Below are 15,461 nucleotides of genomic sequence, written 5' to 3'. Positions count from 1 at the left end.
GCCCCTCATGGCTGGCCCGGTGTCCAGCCGCCGCCGATGGCTTTGTAGAGCTGGACCGTGGTGACGGCTTGAGCCGTCTGGGTTTGGATCAGCGCGTCTTCGCTTTTCAAGGCTTTGAGCTGGGCTTCGAGCACGGTTTGCAGCACGCCGCGGCCGGCTTCGAAGAGGCTGCCGGCGTGGGCGGCGCCGTCTTGGGCGCTGCGGGTGGACTGGGCCAGCAGCGTGGCGCGCGAGTCCAGCGCGCGGACGGCGCTGTAGGCGTTTTCCACGTCTTCCAGCGCGCTCAACACCGCTTGCTCGTACTGCGCGGCGGCGGCGTCAAGCCGGGCGTCTTGCGCGGCGATATTGGCGCGGATGCGGCCGGCTTCAAAAACAGGCAGGGTCACGCCCAGGCCCCAGGCGCTGCCGCTGCCGCTGGACTTGGGCAGGCCGGAGATGTCGATATGACCGCTTTGCGCCAGAAAGCCGATGGTGAATTTGGGGAAGAGCTCGGCCTTGGCGCTGCCCAGCTTGGCGGCCTGTGCGCGCACGAGATTGGCGCTGCCGCGCACATCGGGGCGGCGCTCCAAAACCTCTGAGGGCAGCACCGGCGGCAGCTCGGCCGGCATACGCAGCAGCACTTTTTGCGGCGGCAAGGCGCTGAGCGCCTGTGGCACCTGGCCCGTCAACACGGCCAGCCGGCGCAGGCGCACGCCCAGCAGCATGTCCAGAGGCTGGCGCTGGGACTCCAGCTCTTCAACCAGGCTGCGCGCGCGGTCGATGTCGGCGCGGGTGGCTTGGCCGGCATCGAAGCGGCCTTGGGCATAGCGCTGGAGGCGCTGCGCGGTGGCGATGCTGCGGGCCAGCACGGCGCTGCGGCGCTCCACGCTGCGGGCTTCGAAATAATTGCTGGCAATGTCGGACACCAGCAGCATCTGCGCGCCATGCTGGCGTTCTTGATAGCCCAGCGCGGCTTGAGCAGCGGCCTCGGCGTCGCTGCGCCGCGCGCCAAAGATGTCGACCTCCCAGGCGGCAGCAAAGCCGGCTGTGCTCAGCGAGGTCATCGGCATCGCGCTGGGCAGCGGCAGCGGGATGCCGCCCGGCAAGGCCAACTGGGGCAGGCTTTGATTGGGGTTGGACTTGCCCACGCCGGCGCCGGCAACCACGGTGGGGTACAGGGCCGATTCGGCCTGGGTCAGCAGCGCGCGCGCTTCCTTGACCCGGTCCACCGCGATGCGGATGTCGGCATTGGCTTGCAGGCCGGTGGCCATCAGCTGGTTCAGCGTGGGGTCATTCAAGACCAGCCACCAGCGGGCCAGGTCGGTGGCAGACGCGGCGTCGCCGTTCGCGGCGGATGCAGCTGACGCTGGCGCTGGCACGGAACTGAAGGCTGCCGGCACCGCCACGCCGGCAGGCGGCGCCACCGTCACGCTGGTGCAGGCCGTTAGGCCAGCGAGCGCGGCAAGTGCGGCCAAAGCGATCAGCTGCCGGGCAACGGGTGGCGTGAGTGTGAGCTTGGTGATAGCCATGGCGAAACCTGGGTTTGAGATGAACGCGGATGAACGCGGCTTAGCCCTGCTTGGCCAGCATGGATCGAAAACGCGTCAAGGCAATGAACAAGAACAAGGCGCCGGCGGCCGCGATGGCCAGCAGCTGCGGCCACACAATCTCCAGCCCGGCGCCGCGGTAGATGACGGCCTGCGTGTATTTCACGAACTGGGTGGTGGGCGAAAACTGCACCAGGCTCTGGATCTGCTGCGGCATGCTTTCCACCGGCGTGGCCGCGCCCGACAGCAGGTAAAGCACCACATACACCGGCGCCGCCAGCAAACCGAACTGCGGCATGGATGAAGCCAGTGTGGCCAGCAAGATGCCCAGCGCCGTGACGGCAAACAGATAGAGGCCCGTGCCCAGGAAGAACAAGCCCAGCGATTGCAACAACGGCTCGGCCAGCGGCACCGCCAGCACCAAATGCACCACGAACCACAGCGACAGCATCACCGCCAGCAAGATCACGCCGCCGTTGGCGACGATCTTGGCCATGGCGATCTCGCTCGGCCGCACCGGCATCACCAGCAAATGCTCGATGGTGCCGTGCTCGCGCTCGCGGATCACCGCCGCGCCCACCAGAATGATGGCCAGCACCGTGACGTTGGTGACGATCTGCATCACGCCGGTGAACCAATGGCCCTGGTTATTCGGGTTGAACAGCACGCGGGTGACCGAGCGAGTTGGCAGCTGCGCTTCCAGGCCGCGCGCATGCAAAAAGTCCAGCAACTCGCGCAGCACGATTTCGTTGAGATAGACCACGCCCAGGCCGGCTTGCGTCATCGCGGTGGCGTCCACCTGCAAGGCAATGGCGGGCGCGCGGCCGGCCAGCACATCGGCTTCGAAGTGCGGCGGGATGTCGAGGATGAAGATGTAGTCGCCCCGGTCCAGCGCCCGGTCCACCTCGTTGCGGTCGATGTCCACCGGTGGCTTGAAGAAAGGCGGCTGAATCGCATCGCGCAGGCGGCGCGACAGGGCTGAATGGTCACCGTCGATCACCGCCACCGAGGCATTCGCCACCTCGGCCTTCACCCCCTTGGCCGTGCTGTAGATGGCGACCGAGAAGGCGAAGATGATCAAGGCCATCAGCGGCACATCGCCGAACAGGCTGCGCAGTTCTTTCACCGACAGGCGGGCGACGTTGAGGAGCCATTGCTTCATATCGGACCCTAGCCTTCAGGCTTCTTGCTTGCGCACTGCCGCACGCGCTGTCAGCAAGTACAGCAGGCCAAAACCGATCAGCGCCGCATACATGGGCCCAAAGCTGCTGAGGCCCAAGCCCTTGGTGAAGGCCCCCAAGCTGATCAGCTGGAACCACGATGAAGGGAAGCCCAGGCCCACCCACAGCGCCGTGCCCGTCAGGGTGGACACCGGGTAGAGCAGGCCGGAGAAATTGATCGACGGAATCAAGCAGATGATGGCCGTGGCAAAGGTGGCCCCCACCTGCGATTTGAAGAAGGCCGAGACCAGCAAGCCTAGCGCCGTGGCCGCGAACACAAAGCACAGCGCGCCCAGGGTCAGCGCCACAAAGCTGCCCTTCAGCGGCACGCCCAGCAGGGTCACGCTGAGGAACACCAGGGTCAGATAGCTCAGCATGGCCAGGCCCACATAGGGCAGCTGCTTGCCGACCAGGAACTGCCCCACGCTGGCGGGCGAGGCGTAGAGGTTGATGATGGAGCCCATCTCTTTTTCACGCACCACGCCCAGGGCGGTGAGCATGGTCGGGATGATGATCAGGGCCAGCATGATCAGCCCCGGCGTGAAGGCGTAGATGCTGCGGAATTCTTGGTTGTAGGTGAAGCGCGGCTGCAGGCTGGCGGGCAGCCGGGGCACGCTGCTGGCGCTGACGCCGGGCTTGCCCTGCACATATTGCAGCGCATGCTCAAGCACGATGCCGCGCGCATAACCGCGCACGTTCTCGGCGGTGAAGGGCTGGGCGCCGTCGACGAAAAAGCCCAGCTCGGGCTGGCGGCCACCGATCAAATCGCGCCCAAAGCCGGGCGGGATCTCGATCACCAGCGTCACGTCCTTGGTCTTGAGGCGCTGGTTGATCTCAGCCTCATCACGCAGCGGCGCGTGTTGTTCAAAATAGCGCGAGCCCTCGAAATGTTCGATGAAGCGCCGGCTGTCATAGCTCTGGTCGTGGTCCAGCACCGCGAAGGCCACATGCTCGATGTCGAACGAAATCGCCAGCGCTGCCGTCACCAGCAAGATGATGGGGCCCAGCAGGGCGAAGGTCAGGCGGATGCGGTCGCGCCGCAGCTCCATGCTTTCGCGCCGGGCAAAGGCCCAAGTGCCAGCGAACCAGCGCAGGAACAGCGCCCACAGGCCGAAGGCGGCGCGTGGTGTGGCAGCAGCGGCGGGTGCTGCGACTGCAGGCGCCTCTGCGATATCGCCTTGTTCTTCGGTTTGCTGGCCGGGCTGCTGGCTGGCCGCCGTGCGCGCCGCCTGCACCGTGTCATCGGCCGCTTCCAGGTAAGCGATGAAGGCGTTCTCCAGCGTGTCGGCGGACTTGCTCTCGCACAGCGCTTGCGGCGTGCCCACGGCCAGCACGGTGCCGCGGTGCATCAGCGAGATGCGGTCGCAGCGCTGCGCTTCGTTCATGAAATGGGTGGAGACAAAGATGGTGACCTGATCCACCCGCGAGAGCTGCACCAGTTGGCGCCAGAACAGGTCGCGCGCGGCGGGGTCCACGCCCGAGGTGGGTTCGTCCAGGATCAACACCTCGGGCTTGTGCAAGCAGGCCGCTGCCAGCTGCAGGCGCTGGCGTATGCCTAGCGACAGCTGGGCGGGCCGGGCGTCGGCATGCTCGCTCAAGTCAAAGCGCTGCAGGCTTTCGGTGATGGCTTGCTGGGCGGCCACACCTTCCAACTGATAGAGCTTGGCATGCAGCTCCAGGTTCTGCCGCACGCTGAGTTCTTCATACAGCGAGAAGGCTTGCGACATATAGCCCACCCGCATGCGGGTACGCATATCGCCGGCATTGATGGGCTGGCCCAGCAGCTGCGCGCGGCCGGAGGAGATGTCGAGCAAGCCGGTCAACATCTTCATCGTTGTGGTCTTGCCGCAGCCATTGCTGCCCAGAAAGCCAAAGATCTCGCCACGCTCGATGCGAAAGCTCACTTCCTTGACGGCAATGAAGTCGCCGAAGCGGCGCGTGAGCTGGTCGGCCTCGATGGCGGGCGGCCCTTCGCTGTGCTGGCGCGGCGGAATCAGCAGCGGCTCGCTATTGCCCCGCTTCTCCGGCGGCAGCAGCGCGATGTAGGCGGCTTCGAGCGAGCTAACGCCCGCCTTGCGCAGCACGGCCTCTGTAGGCTCGCACACCAGCACGCGGCCATCGTCCATGGCCACCAGATGATCGAAGCGCTCGGCCTCTTCCATATACGCGGTGGCGACGATGACGGTCATGCCGGGCCGCTCCTGGCGCAGCGCTTCGACCAGGCTCCAGAATTGCCGGCGCGACAGCGGGTCCACGCCGGTGGTGGGCTCGTCCAGGATCAGCAGATCCGGGTCATGCACCAGTGAGCAGCACAGGCCGAGCTTTTGCTTCATGCCACCCGAGAGCTTGCCGGCCGGCCGGTCGCTGAAGGGCGCCAGGCCGGTGGCTTGCAGCAGGCGCTGGCTGCGCGCCTCGCGCTCGGCAGCGCCCTGGCCGAAGAGGCGGGCAAAGAAGTCGATGTTTTCCGCCACCGACAGCGTGGGGTAAAGGTTCCGCCCCAAGCCCTGCGGCATGAAGGCCACGCGCGGCGCCAACTGTTGGCGAAAGGCCGCATCGGCCACATCGCCGCCCAGCACGTGCACGCGCCCTTGCTGAATCGTCTTCACGCCCGCAATCAGGCTCAGCAAGGTGGATTTGCCCACGCCGTCCGGCCCCACCAGCCCAATCGTGCGGCCGGCGGGCAGGCTCAGGCTGACCGCTTGCAAAGCGCGCGCGCCAGCGGCGCTGCCGCCGTAGCGGTGCGACAGGCCGGTGATTTCGACGGCATTCATGGCGGCTTGGGGTGGTGCTTGGTGCGGGGGCATCCGCGCATCAAGGCTGCGGCAGCTTGACCGTCAACTGTGCCGGCCAGGCGGCCTTGGCGTCGGCGCGCACAAAGCCATTGCCGGTCAGGCCGGCCTTGACGTAGCTGCTGTAGCGCGTGGCCACCTCGACCGGCACCTTGAGCTTGACGCGGTACATCAGCTTCTCGCGCTCGCTGGCGGTCTCCACATATTTGGGCGTGAACTGCGCTTCAGCGGCCACAAAGGACACCTGTGCCGGCACCACGAATTGCGGCGCCGCGTCCAGCACGATGCGGGCCTCATCGCCCACTTGCAGCTTGCCGGCAATGGCGGTGGGCAGGAACACGGTCATATAGACATCGCTGGTGTTGAGCAGTGTGGCCACCCGGCCACCCGAGGGGATGACCGAACCGGGCTCGACCACGCGGTACTCGATGCGGCCGGCCACCGGCGCGCGCAAGCTCATGTCCTCGATGGCCACCTTGATGCGCTTGATTTGCGCGTCAGCCTCGGCGCGGGCGGCGGTGGCTTCGCCGATGGCGGCGGTGGCCACTTGCACACCGGCGCGTTCACCATCGCGCTGGGCTTCGCGGCGTTCCACCTCGGCGCTGGACACCAAGGCATCTTGGCGCAGGGTTTGGGTATGGCCCAACTCCATCTGCGCGATGCGTGCTTGCGCTTTGCGCACATCGGTCTCCGCGCTGGCGCGGGCCATGGCTTGCGTGGCGCGTTGGCGGGCGGCGTTGATGGCATCCAATTGCGCCAGCAGCTCGCTGCTGTCTTGCTGCGCGATCAAGGCGCCGGCTTCGACACGGTCGCCTTCCTTGACCGGCAAGTCAATGACTCGGCCGGGATATTTGGCGGCGATTTCGATGCGTTCCACTTCCAGGCGGCCGTTGGCGCGCATCAGGCCTTCGGGCGTGCGGTCGCGGTGCATATTGAGCCAAGTGGCCCAGCCGGCGGCGGCAGCCAAGGCCAGGGCGCCGACGGCCCAGCTGATACGTTTGGTGTTCATGGTGTGGCGTCGCTGCAAGGTGAATAGGCGCTGAGCTGCGCGCGCAGCGCCTGGCCCATGATGTTCAGCAGCGTTTCCAGCCGCTGTGGATTGATGGCTTGCCAGTTCAGCCGGCGCAGCAAGACCGTGTCCGCCAGGCGCAAGCTCATCACTTGGTGAAAGATCAAAAAGGTCAGGGTGCGCGTCTCGACCGAGTCCGGCGTGCAGCCGGTGATGCGGCCCACCACTTCGGTCAAGGTGGCTTGCACCGGCTCGATGGTGTGGGCGAAGATGCGCTCAAATGCCGCGTTATTTTCCGCTTGGGCGCGCAAGAAGAATTGCACCCAGCTGGCTTTGACTTGGCCTGATAGCAGCATGCGCGCCTGGCTCAGCATGAACTGCACCGCGTGCTCGATCAAGTCGCCGCGGCTGCATTGCGGCGCCGCCGTGCCCTGGCGCAAGGCCAGCAGGGGCTCGGCCTGGTGTTGCTCGATATGCGCGGCCAGGAACTTGGCCGCCTGCGTGTACATCTCTTCCTTGGAGCCGAAGTAATAGGGGATGGCCCCCAGATTCATGTTCGCGGCTTGTGCCACCATGCGCGTCGTGGCGGCCGCAAAGCCGTGTTCTCCGAACACATCCAGCGCGGCGCGCAGCATCTTGTCGCGCGCGACATCGCCGCGCGACGAGGTTTCAGCAGTGGCAGGGGCAAGTTGGCTGTGAGTAAGCATGGCGCGCACGGCTCTCAATTTGCTGCGATGCATCATCATCGCGGTGAAGTAGAAAGTTAGTCAACTGTATAAGTTGATTCAAATCAACTGGCGATAAGAGATTTCAGCGCCTTGCAGGCGGCGCGACCTAAGCGTCGCTGGTCCGCCCAAGCCTTGAGACCGCCCGCCGAAGCCCTTGGCCCAGTGCTGCGCGAAGTGGCGAGTGACAATGCAGCCTGCCTGTGCCCCGCCTCGTCAGAGTCCCCGTCCCCACCCACCATTGCCCGACGCGCCAGCCTTCTCGCCATGCCAATTTTTAGCGAAGCCACCGCCCAAACCATCTCCAGCGCCGTGCGCCATCAGGTGCGCACGGCCACGGTGCGTGACGATCTGGTGGGCTGGGTGATGGCGGGCCGCAAGCGCTTGATGGCGCCGGCGGGCGAGATCCAGTTCGCTGCAGGCCGGGTCTTTCTGATCCCCCGCCTGACCCAGTGGGACATGCTCAACGAGCCGCCCGCCGGTGGCCGTTACGAGGCACGCATCATCAATTTCGCCCCCGCCCTGGTGGCGCGTTTTCATCAGCGCTTCGGCCAGTTCGCTGCCACGCCCGCGCTGCAGGGCTGCGCCGGTGCCGAGGTCGATGAAGAATTTGCCGCGACCTTCGGCCATGCCTTCAAAGCTCTGCAGGGCGAGGCCGCCGTCGAGTCTTTGGCGCCTTCGGTGTCTGCGGCACTCCGTGAGCACCGCGCCTTTGAAGTCTTGCTGCTGCTGGCAGAGCGCGGCCTGGTCTTCTCGCCCGGCGGCGAGTTGAGCTGGGCCGAGCGGGTGCGCCGCCTGGTGGCCCAAAGGCCGCAAGCGCCCTGGACCTTGGCGGAAGTGGCCCAGGCGTTTCATCTGAGTGCCAGCAGCCTGCAGCGTCGCTTGGCGGAGGAGTCGGCCTCTTTCAGTCAGTGCATGCGCGAAGTCAGGCTGGAGACCGCCATGGCCTTGTTGCAAGACCCCGAGCTGCAGGTGTCCGAGGTGGCGGCGCGCTGCGGCTATGACTCCCACAGCCGCTTCTCGGCCGCTTTCCGCGAGCGCTTCGGTTTCGCGCCCTCGCATTTGCGGCCTTGAGCCCTGCTTGCTGCTTACTGCATGCCGCTGCTCGCGGTGTGCCGCACAGCAAATGAAGTCTGCGGGCTAGCGGATTGGGCCTGGGGCGGCGACCATAGTGTCTCGGTCCATTGGCTTGTATCGCTAATGGGCCTTCGTTAGGCATAAGCCCCTGTCGGGCTTTGTGTCCGGGCTCAGCCCATCGGCTTGTATCGCCAATGGGCCCTCGCCAGGCACAAGCCCCTTCCGGGCCTTGTGTCCGGGCTCGGTCAATCCACTTCAGCTTCTTCATCATCCATCCGCCATGAAACAACAAGTCTTGATCGCCAGCGCCCTGCTTGGCGCCGCTTCGCTCGTTCACGCCGCCGGCTTCCAGCTCAGCAGCCCCGACATCAAGCCGGGCAGCCTGATGGATGCCAAACTCGAGTTCAATGGCTTCGGCTGCAATGGCGAAAACAAATCCCCCGCCCTGCAATGGCGTGGCGCGCCGGCCGGCACCAAGTCTTTCGCCGTGACGGTGTATGACCCTGATGCCCCCACCGGCTCCGGCTGGTGGCATTGGTCCGTCATCAATCTGCCGGCCGAGGTGAACGCACTCGCGCCCGATGCCGGTGCCGTGGGCGGCGCCAACTTGCCCAAGGGCGCCAGCCATGTGCGCATCGACTACGGCGTGGCCGGCTGGGGCGGCGTATGCCCGCCGCAAGGCGATAAGCCGCACCGCTACATCTTCACCGTGCACGCGCTGAAGACCGACAAGCTCGACATCCCCGCCGACGCCACCGCCGCCCTGGCCGGCTACATGATCAACGCCAATGCGCTGGGCAAGGCCAGCTTCACGGCGAAGTACGGGCGGGCCAAGGCCGCCAAGTAAGCGCAAGAGCGATCCGGCTCTGCACGAAGGCCTAGCCCCGCCGGCTGCGGCCTGAAGGTCAGGCCCGCAGCAGCAACTCGCGGATGCGCGCAATGGTGGCCTCCACCGGCGCCTCCCGCGAGACCTCCAGGCCCAGGTCCCGCGCAATCTGATTCACCTTGGCAGGATGCAGGGGAATGCCGCCGGCATCAATGGCGGCGATCAGGGCGCGGGCTTGGGCCTGCTCCGGGGGCGTGGCAACGCCGGTGCCTGCGGCGCGCTGGGCCAGCAGCTGGCGTAGGGGTGAGGGCTTCAAGGGCTGAACCTGATCAATGCAAAGCGGCAGCTTGCATCATGCCGCATCGGCGCTGGGCCGGCACCGCTGGCTTAGCCGGCCAAGCCCAAAGCGCCTAGGTTCACAGCAGTTGATAACGCGGCAGATCGCCGCTTTGCGGCCGCACCTGGGCAAAGCGCCCGGCCAGCTTGGTCTGCATCGAGGTGGGCAGCGGGGCAAAGCCGGTGCCCTTGGTCAGGTTATCGCCGCGGCTGAAGCACCAGTACCAGAACTTCAGCGCCGGCTCCACGCTGGCGGCGGTGGCCGGCAAGGCATCCAACAGCACAAAGGTGGTCTGGGTCAGCGGCCAGGCGTCGGCGCCCGGCATGTCCAGCAAGTTGGCCGTGTCTTGCCCGCTGCGCGCCAACTCGCTATTGAGCACGGCGGCGCGGAAGCCCGCCTCGGAGGCCGACACAAACTGCCCATCGCGATTGCGCAGCTGCACGCCGGCCAAGCCATCGGCGTCCACCCGGTCTGAGCTGACGAAGCCAATCGCGCCCGGCGTTGCCTTCACCGCTTGCGCGATGCCGTCCGTGCCTTCTGCCGCCACCACCTCGCCCGGCCACTTGGGCAGCGCGCCGATGCCCACGTCTTTGGCGAAGCGGGGCGACTGCTGGGCCAGGTAGCGGCTCACACTCTCGGTGCTGCCGGACTTGTCGCTGCGCACCACCCGCACGATGCGGCGGCTGGGCAGGGGCAGGTTCTTGTTCACCGCCGCAATGCGCGGATCGTTCCAGCGCTCGATGGCGCCCAACATGATGTCGGCCAGCAACTCGCCGGTCAGCTTCAGCTTCTGGTTTTCAAAGCCTTGCACCACCGGCACCAAGCCGCCCACGCAAGTCGGAATCTGCACCAAACGGCGCTCGCTCAGCTCTTGCGCCGACAGCGGCGTGTCAATGCAGGCAAAGTCAACGCTGCGTGCGATGGCCTGGCGAACGCCGTCCCCCGAACCCGTCGGTTTGTAGTTCACCACCTGGCCGCCGGACTGCGCATATTGCCGCCCCCAGCGCTGATACAGCTTGGCCGGGAACGTGGCGCCCGCCCCACGCAACTCCGCCTGCGCCAAAGCGCCCAACGAGCCCAAGCCTCCACCCAGGGCCACAGCAGCACCGGCCAAACCAACAAAGCGCCGGCGCCCGGGCACCCACTGCGAATTACTCAAGAACTTCACGACACTCACGCTTACTCAATTTGGGAAAACTGACATTTTAGGAGCCGCCTTCGTCGGGCCGTCGTCGTCGGCTGGTGTGAGCGCAGGGGCGGCCAGCGTCATGAACATGGCCAAAGCTGCTGGGCAGAGGGCATTGTTCAGAAGCTTGGGCAAGCAAAGGCGAAGCGTGAATTTCGTTGGGCGCGCCTTTGTGTACGACGTCTCACAAGGTCAGCAGGGCATCGGGGCGTCCAATGGAGTCACATGCGAAGGAGCTTTGTGAGTGCGTCTCGAACCTCGAATTCGGTCGGCGTGCATAGACGCACAAGCGGGAGGTTTAGCTGCCGACAGACGTGCTCAGCCTGCTCGCGCTCCATTTTGGAAAAAGCCTCAATTTCCGATGATGTCCATGTGGTGTCCCCCCGCTGCCGAAGTCTTTCTTCGACTGTTGCAGTTGGTGCTTCTAGAAGCAGAACACCCTCAATTTTGAGTTGGACGTAGGTGTCCACACCGATTCTTTCGTGAACACCAGCACCTCGCCTCAGTACAAAGTGACCATCAAGGACAACGGGAATTTCCGCGTCCGCAAGCCTGCTCACTGCTGCTATCAGCGCCTGCTGGTTTTCTTCGATGTCATCAACTTGCCGAGAAACTGTCCAGTTTGCTAGGTTGCGCTGCTCCTTGATGAGCTGGCTCGCAGTCGCGTGCCGCACTCTGAGCGCCTTGCACACCGGTCCAAGAACGAAGGTCTTGCCGACCGCGTGAACCCCACTGACGAACAGTGTCATTTGAGGCCCTTCTTCGATGCCACTTTCCTCTGGATCTTCAGGTATTCCTTGACGGTGAGGTACCTAAATGACTGAGGGGGAACGAAGTCGTCGAATACGTCCGAGGGCGCAATCTGTTTTGCCGCTAAATGAACGCTTCCGAGCAATATGGCTACGCCCTTTGACTTGCCAGCGAAGTACGTTCGAAGCTCTTCTCTAGTCAGCCCACCCCCGTTCTCGACGCAGGCCTTCCAAAGCGAAGTGGGCGACGCGACGATCACTTCGTCGACTTCGACGATGCCGACCAGTTTCTGCACTGGGGCACTTGAATAGAGCACGATCACGCCTACATCCTGGGCAGCCCAGGACCGTCGGAACTCGACTCGCTTAGATCCAGCAAGTATCAGGTCGGCGTACTTCGGCTTGATGGAAAGCAGAACAGCCCTACCGCCTGGATGCGGTGAGGACTCTGGAGAAAGAGACATCTGAAACCTTGCGAATAGATTGAATTGGCCCTGTCACGACGCCCTCCCGCATGAGTTCTACATACGGGACGGGAGCAGAAAGATGACCGATGAGCCTAAAGAGAATGATCTTGGTTGGCTTCTTGGCTAGCTCGTCGATTTCGTCAATGCTGTAAACGGTACGGCGACTTACCAAGCTGGCGATCTGTGCGCCGTCAGCAGAAACTTCAAATTGCTCAACCACGCCGATAGACGTTACGGCCTTCTCATCTTCTGTTCTGTAGAACAGCAGCACGTCACCTGGGCAGATTGAATTGGTCGGTGCGTGACAGAGGTAGGCCAATTTGATGGCATTGCCAACGTTGCCTGTCTGAGCGAAAAGTCCGGGCTGAATTGCTGCGTAGTCAGGGAAGAGTATGTCGTGATAGTGCGGCTTGATTGGAACTAAGAATTTCTGTACTGCGGTGTCGGAGCGGAAGTGTGGAAAAAATCTACGTACATACTCAGTTGGGCAGACGCCGTTCGGATCTGGTTTACTGAGGAACAAATCATTGGGTTCCTGAAGCAGGCCGAGGCCGGCATGCCGATCAAGGAGCTGTGCCGGCAAGGCGGCTTCAGCGACGCCACGTTCTACAAGTGGCGGGCCAAGTACGGCGGCATGCAGGCCACGGATGCCAAGCGACTGCGCGAGCTCGAAGGCGAGAACGCCAAGCTCAAGCGCCTGCTGGCAGAGGCCCACCTGGACATCCACGCGCTCAAGGACGTCTTCGGCGTAAAGCCCTAGCCCCGCAGGTCAGGCGCGACGCGGCGACCCAGATGATTGCCCAGCACCATCTGTCCGAACGCCGCGCGTGCCGCCTGGTGGGGCTCTCCAGAGACAGCTATCGCAACCCGCCCGTGGTCGATGAGGCCACGCAGCAACTCAGCGCCAAGATCGTCGAGATCGCACAGGTGCGGCGCCGCTTCGGCTATCGCCGCATCCATGACGTGCTGCGCCCACAGTTCCCAGGCGTCAATCACAAGCGCGTCTATCGGTTGTACAGCCAGGCGCAGTTGGCGGTGCGCAAGCGCAAGAAGATCAGACGGGCAGCCAGCGAGCGCGTGCCGCTCACCGTGCCGACCCGAGTCAATGAGGTGTGGAGCATGGACTTCGTTTCCGACAGCCTGGCCAATGGCCGGCGTATCAAGTGCCTGACTGTGGCCGACGACTTCACGCACGAGTGTGTGGACATCGCCGTGGACTACGGCATCTCGGGCCTGTTCATTTCCTTAGGAGCCCCGATCCTCTTCGACTTACTCGGACATTGGGTCAAGCTGCGTTATGCAGGCCGAGTGCGCGACGCGAATGCCAATGCAGAAAAGGGAGGGGGCACGCTGGCCCTGCCGATGTTGGCAACCCCCTCCAACCCCAACACGTCAAACACCACATCCAGAGCCGGGACCGTAAGCGGACTGCCTGAGGTCGAAGGAGCTCTTCTCGCTTGTTCTTCAACATCCCCTCGTTAAGCGCCTGATCCCTCTTCTTCGCTTCTTCCTCTGAGAGATTCTTGGAGTTCTATGCGACGCCCGTGAAGCTGGGGCGTCTTGAACTCGCAAGTGCCGCATGCCTTGCCGGGCATGGTTTCCAAGCGCTGATCCTCGCGATAGGCCTTGGCTAACAGATCCACTGCCTCGGCAGAGGGATGAGCCTAGTTCAACACGCTCAGCGTGCCGCCAAGGATGTCTTGCATCAACCCGTCGACGTTGATGGCCGTCAGTATGGGCTACCAAGTCGGTCAACAACAAGTCCCGGCGATCACCGACAAGCGACTCTGGGTCATCGAGTCCGAGTTTGCCAATGTGCTGCAGCAGAGTCGGCGCGGTGGCAATACGCTGTCGGCTGCGCTGCGTGATTGCTGGGACGGTGTCGATCTCAAACCAGCGACCAAGACATTTCGGGTCCACGCAAGCGAGCCTCATGTTTGTCTCAGTGGAGCGATCACCCCCAGCGAACTTCTTGCACTGGTGCGGCGTCGAGATTTGCTCAATGGCTTTGTGAATCGATTCCTGATGGTCTGGGGCGAGCGTACACAGGTCGAGGCGCTTCCTCGTCGAGCGCCGCAAGCGCGTGTGGAGGCTCTCGCTGCAGAGGTGGTCGACATCCTCGACTTCACGAGATCCATGAGCGAGGACGGTGGGAGGACTGTGCTGATGACGATGACTGACAAGGCTCGTCATCGCTATGCCAGCCTGTACCAAAGGGAGCTCAATGAAGACCTCGGGAGCACCTTGATCGACAGCCTGCTGGAGAGGCGAGCACCCATGCTCCTGAGACTGGCGATGGTGTTCGCGCTGACCGATCGCACCTGGCAGATCGAAGAGGAGCACATTGACGCGGCGATGGCCTGGGTTAGGTATGCGACCGATTCGGTTGGCTTCGTCCTGACGGGGGGGCAACAGTTCGCCATCACCGTCTCAGGTCGAATGGGCAGCAGGCCGAATCTCCGCCTTCTTAGCAGCCAAGGGTTCTGCGTCGCGCAGAGATTTGGTGGTGGACTGCTTTGGTCGTCATCAGCCGGCCACTGTCGTTGACGCTGCGATCACGCACCTAATGGAAAGCGCGCCTGGCACCGTTCAAGTTGAAATTCAGTCGCGGTCGCGGTCGCGGTCGCGGGCTGGGCCTGGCAGGCCGGCGACTATCTACCGGCTGGTTCGACCCCATATGGCGAATTAGTTCGCATTGCAGATATCGCGCCTAAGTGCTTGATACGAAACTAAGTTCGCAATGTTCGCTAAGTTCGCATCGATGCATCAGGGCTTGGCGTTGAGGCACCAGCCATCGCTTGGTTGCATCGGGAGTGACCACGCGATTTGAGGCATGGGCTTTCGGGCGCGCACACGCTGCTTTCAAGTCTTCGAGTCTTTTTGGGATCGAGATCCAATCCCCTTGGTATGAAGCCGTCGAGCAGGCTTGGCTGCCTTCACGTTAAACCTGCGGATAAGCACATGCCCTTCGGCCACGCATTGTTTGAAAAACTGTGCCAGTAGTTGTGCCTTGTTGAGCTTCATCAATAGGCTGGTTGCAGCCATTCGGACTCGGCTCCAGTAGGTCAGCAAAGTGCCTGGAGCAGCCGTTCGCTGGCTTGCCAAACCGTCGTCGCGGAGTAGATGGGGCCTTGAGATTTAAGGCCTGACCCTCTCGCCCCTGCTCTCGCCCCTGCAGCGGTCACTCAGCGGAGTTGGGTCGCACAAGGTGCCGAGCGACTACTTCCCGCCAAGGCGACTGGCTCTTCGCGACCCGTTGCAGACATTCCTTGCCAGATTCGCATCGCCACAAAGCAGTCGTACTCACAACCGAATCCTTCAGGCCTTCGTGACGCATGCAGCGAGTCGGACGCGTTGCACGTGGTGCAAGACAACAATATCGCCCGGCGTACGGTTGACGCCGACTTCATTCGGTCGCGGAAACAAGATCCTGGTCCCATCCGCTGAGCGGTTGACCTGACACTTGCCACCGTCGAGCATTCCGCGCGTCCTTGCCAGGGGCCAGCAAGATGTCTCGCCTGTCGATCCACGCACCCAACTTCAGGCCGCG

General features: G+C 63.7%; 14 protein-coding genes and 1 pseudogene. 4 read left to right on the top strand and 11 right to left on the bottom strand.

Annotated features, from left to right (window positions below; translation table 11 throughout):
* Positions 1–5: 5 nt before the first annotated feature.
* Genes AT984_RS18185 through AT984_RS18165 form a run of 5 tightly spaced genes read right to left on the bottom strand, consistent with a single transcriptional unit; the run spans position 6 to position 7,251 of the window.
* Entirely contained in the window at positions 6–1,508 is a 1,503-nt protein-coding gene (locus AT984_RS18185; RefSeq protein WP_058721305.1) for an efflux transporter outer membrane subunit, read from the bottom strand.
* Between the two features lie 40 nt (positions 1,509–1,548).
* Complete coding sequence (locus AT984_RS18180; protein WP_058721304.1) at positions 1,549–2,688, bottom strand: ABC transporter permease; 1,140 nt, start codon at positions 2,686–2,688, stop codon at positions 1,549–1,551.
* A gap of 15 nt (positions 2,689–2,703) precedes the next feature.
* Positions 2,704–5,517, bottom strand: coding sequence for a ribosome-associated ATPase/putative transporter RbbA (gene rbbA, locus AT984_RS18175; RefSeq protein ID WP_156422103.1), 2,814 nt, complete (start codon positions 5,515–5,517; stop codon positions 2,704–2,706).
* 40 nt (positions 5,518–5,557) lie between these two features.
* Positions 5,558–6,544, bottom strand: coding sequence for an HlyD family secretion protein (locus tag AT984_RS18170; protein WP_058721302.1), 987 nt, complete (start codon positions 6,542–6,544; stop codon positions 5,558–5,560).
* Positions 6,541–7,251 carry a CerR family C-terminal domain-containing protein gene (locus tag AT984_RS18165; protein WP_197418162.1) on the bottom strand — a complete coding sequence of 237 codons (711 nt, stop codon included), beginning with the start codon at positions 7,249–7,251 and terminating at the stop codon, positions 6,541–6,543. Before AT984_RS18165 ends, AT984_RS18170 begins: the two co-directional genes overlap by 4 nt.
* A 285-nt stretch (positions 7,252–7,536) precedes the next feature.
* Here AT984_RS18165 and AT984_RS18160 point away from each other — a divergent pair, with 285 nt between their 5' ends.
* Entirely contained in the window at positions 7,537–8,343 is an 807-nt protein-coding gene (locus AT984_RS18160; protein WP_058721300.1) for a helix-turn-helix transcriptional regulator, read from the top strand.
* 283 nt (positions 8,344–8,626) lie between these two features.
* Positions 8,627–9,193, top strand: coding sequence for a YbhB/YbcL family Raf kinase inhibitor-like protein (locus AT984_RS18155; RefSeq protein WP_082680157.1), 567 nt, complete (start codon positions 8,627–8,629; stop codon positions 9,191–9,193).
* Between the two features lie 58 nt (positions 9,194–9,251).
* On the opposite strand, the gene AT984_RS18150 is transcribed toward AT984_RS18155, so the two are convergent.
* From AT984_RS18150 to AT984_RS18130, 5 genes are all read right to left on the bottom strand, one after another.
* On the bottom strand, positions 9,252–9,488 hold the full coding sequence (locus AT984_RS18150) for a hypothetical protein (protein WP_231741457.1): 237 nt from the start codon (positions 9,486–9,488) through the stop codon (positions 9,252–9,254).
* 100 nt (positions 9,489–9,588) lie between these two features.
* Positions 9,589–10,686, bottom strand: a complete 1,098-nt coding sequence (gene pstS / locus AT984_RS18145) for a phosphate ABC transporter substrate-binding protein PstS (protein WP_082680156.1) — start codon at positions 10,684–10,686, stop codon at positions 9,589–9,591.
* Positions 10,687–10,916: 230 nt separating this feature from the next.
* Positions 10,917–11,444, bottom strand: coding sequence for an AAA family ATPase (locus AT984_RS18140; RefSeq protein WP_058721298.1), 528 nt, complete (start codon positions 11,442–11,444; stop codon positions 10,917–10,919).
* The gene (locus AT984_RS18135; RefSeq protein ID WP_058721297.1) at positions 11,441–11,908 is read right to left on the bottom strand and encodes an ASCH domain-containing protein; all 468 of its coding nucleotides are present in this window, start codon (positions 11,906–11,908) and stop codon (positions 11,441–11,443) included. The genes AT984_RS18140 and AT984_RS18135 overlap by 4 nt, the downstream gene beginning before the upstream one ends.
* Entirely contained in the window at positions 11,868–12,494 is a 627-nt protein-coding gene (locus tag AT984_RS18130; protein WP_231741456.1) for a hypothetical protein, read from the bottom strand. The genes AT984_RS18135 and AT984_RS18130 overlap by 41 nt, the downstream gene beginning before the upstream one ends.
* On the opposite strand from AT984_RS18130, the pseudogene AT984_RS18120 reads away from it, so the two are divergent.
* Both AT984_RS18120 and AT984_RS18115 read left to right on the top strand, forming a co-directional pair.
* Positions 12,468–13,153, top strand: a pseudogene (locus tag AT984_RS18120) (transposase); the annotation flags it as partial. The gene AT984_RS18130 and the pseudogene AT984_RS18120 sit on opposite strands and share 27 nt — an antisense overlap.
* A gap of 453 nt (positions 13,154–13,606) precedes the next feature.
* Positions 13,607–14,458, top strand: coding sequence for a DUF3987 domain-containing protein (locus AT984_RS18115; RefSeq protein WP_082680154.1), 852 nt, complete (start codon positions 13,607–13,609; stop codon positions 14,456–14,458).
* Positions 14,459–14,773: 315 nt separating this feature from the next.
* Here the strand turns inward: AT984_RS18115 and AT984_RS23075 are convergent, their stop codons facing one another.
* Positions 14,774–14,956: a hypothetical protein gene (locus AT984_RS23075; RefSeq protein ID WP_156422101.1), complete on the bottom strand. Its 183-nt coding sequence runs from the start codon at positions 14,954–14,956 to the stop codon at positions 14,774–14,776.
* Positions 14,957–15,461: the final 505 nt, after the last annotated feature.

Source organism: Paucibacter sp. KCTC 42545, assembly GCF_001477625.1.
Taxonomy (GTDB): Bacteria; Pseudomonadota; Gammaproteobacteria; order Burkholderiales; family Burkholderiaceae_C; genus Paucibacter_A.
The sequence above is the reverse complement of the archived record's forward strand: the minus strand, read 5'-3'. Positions and strand labels throughout refer to the sequence as shown.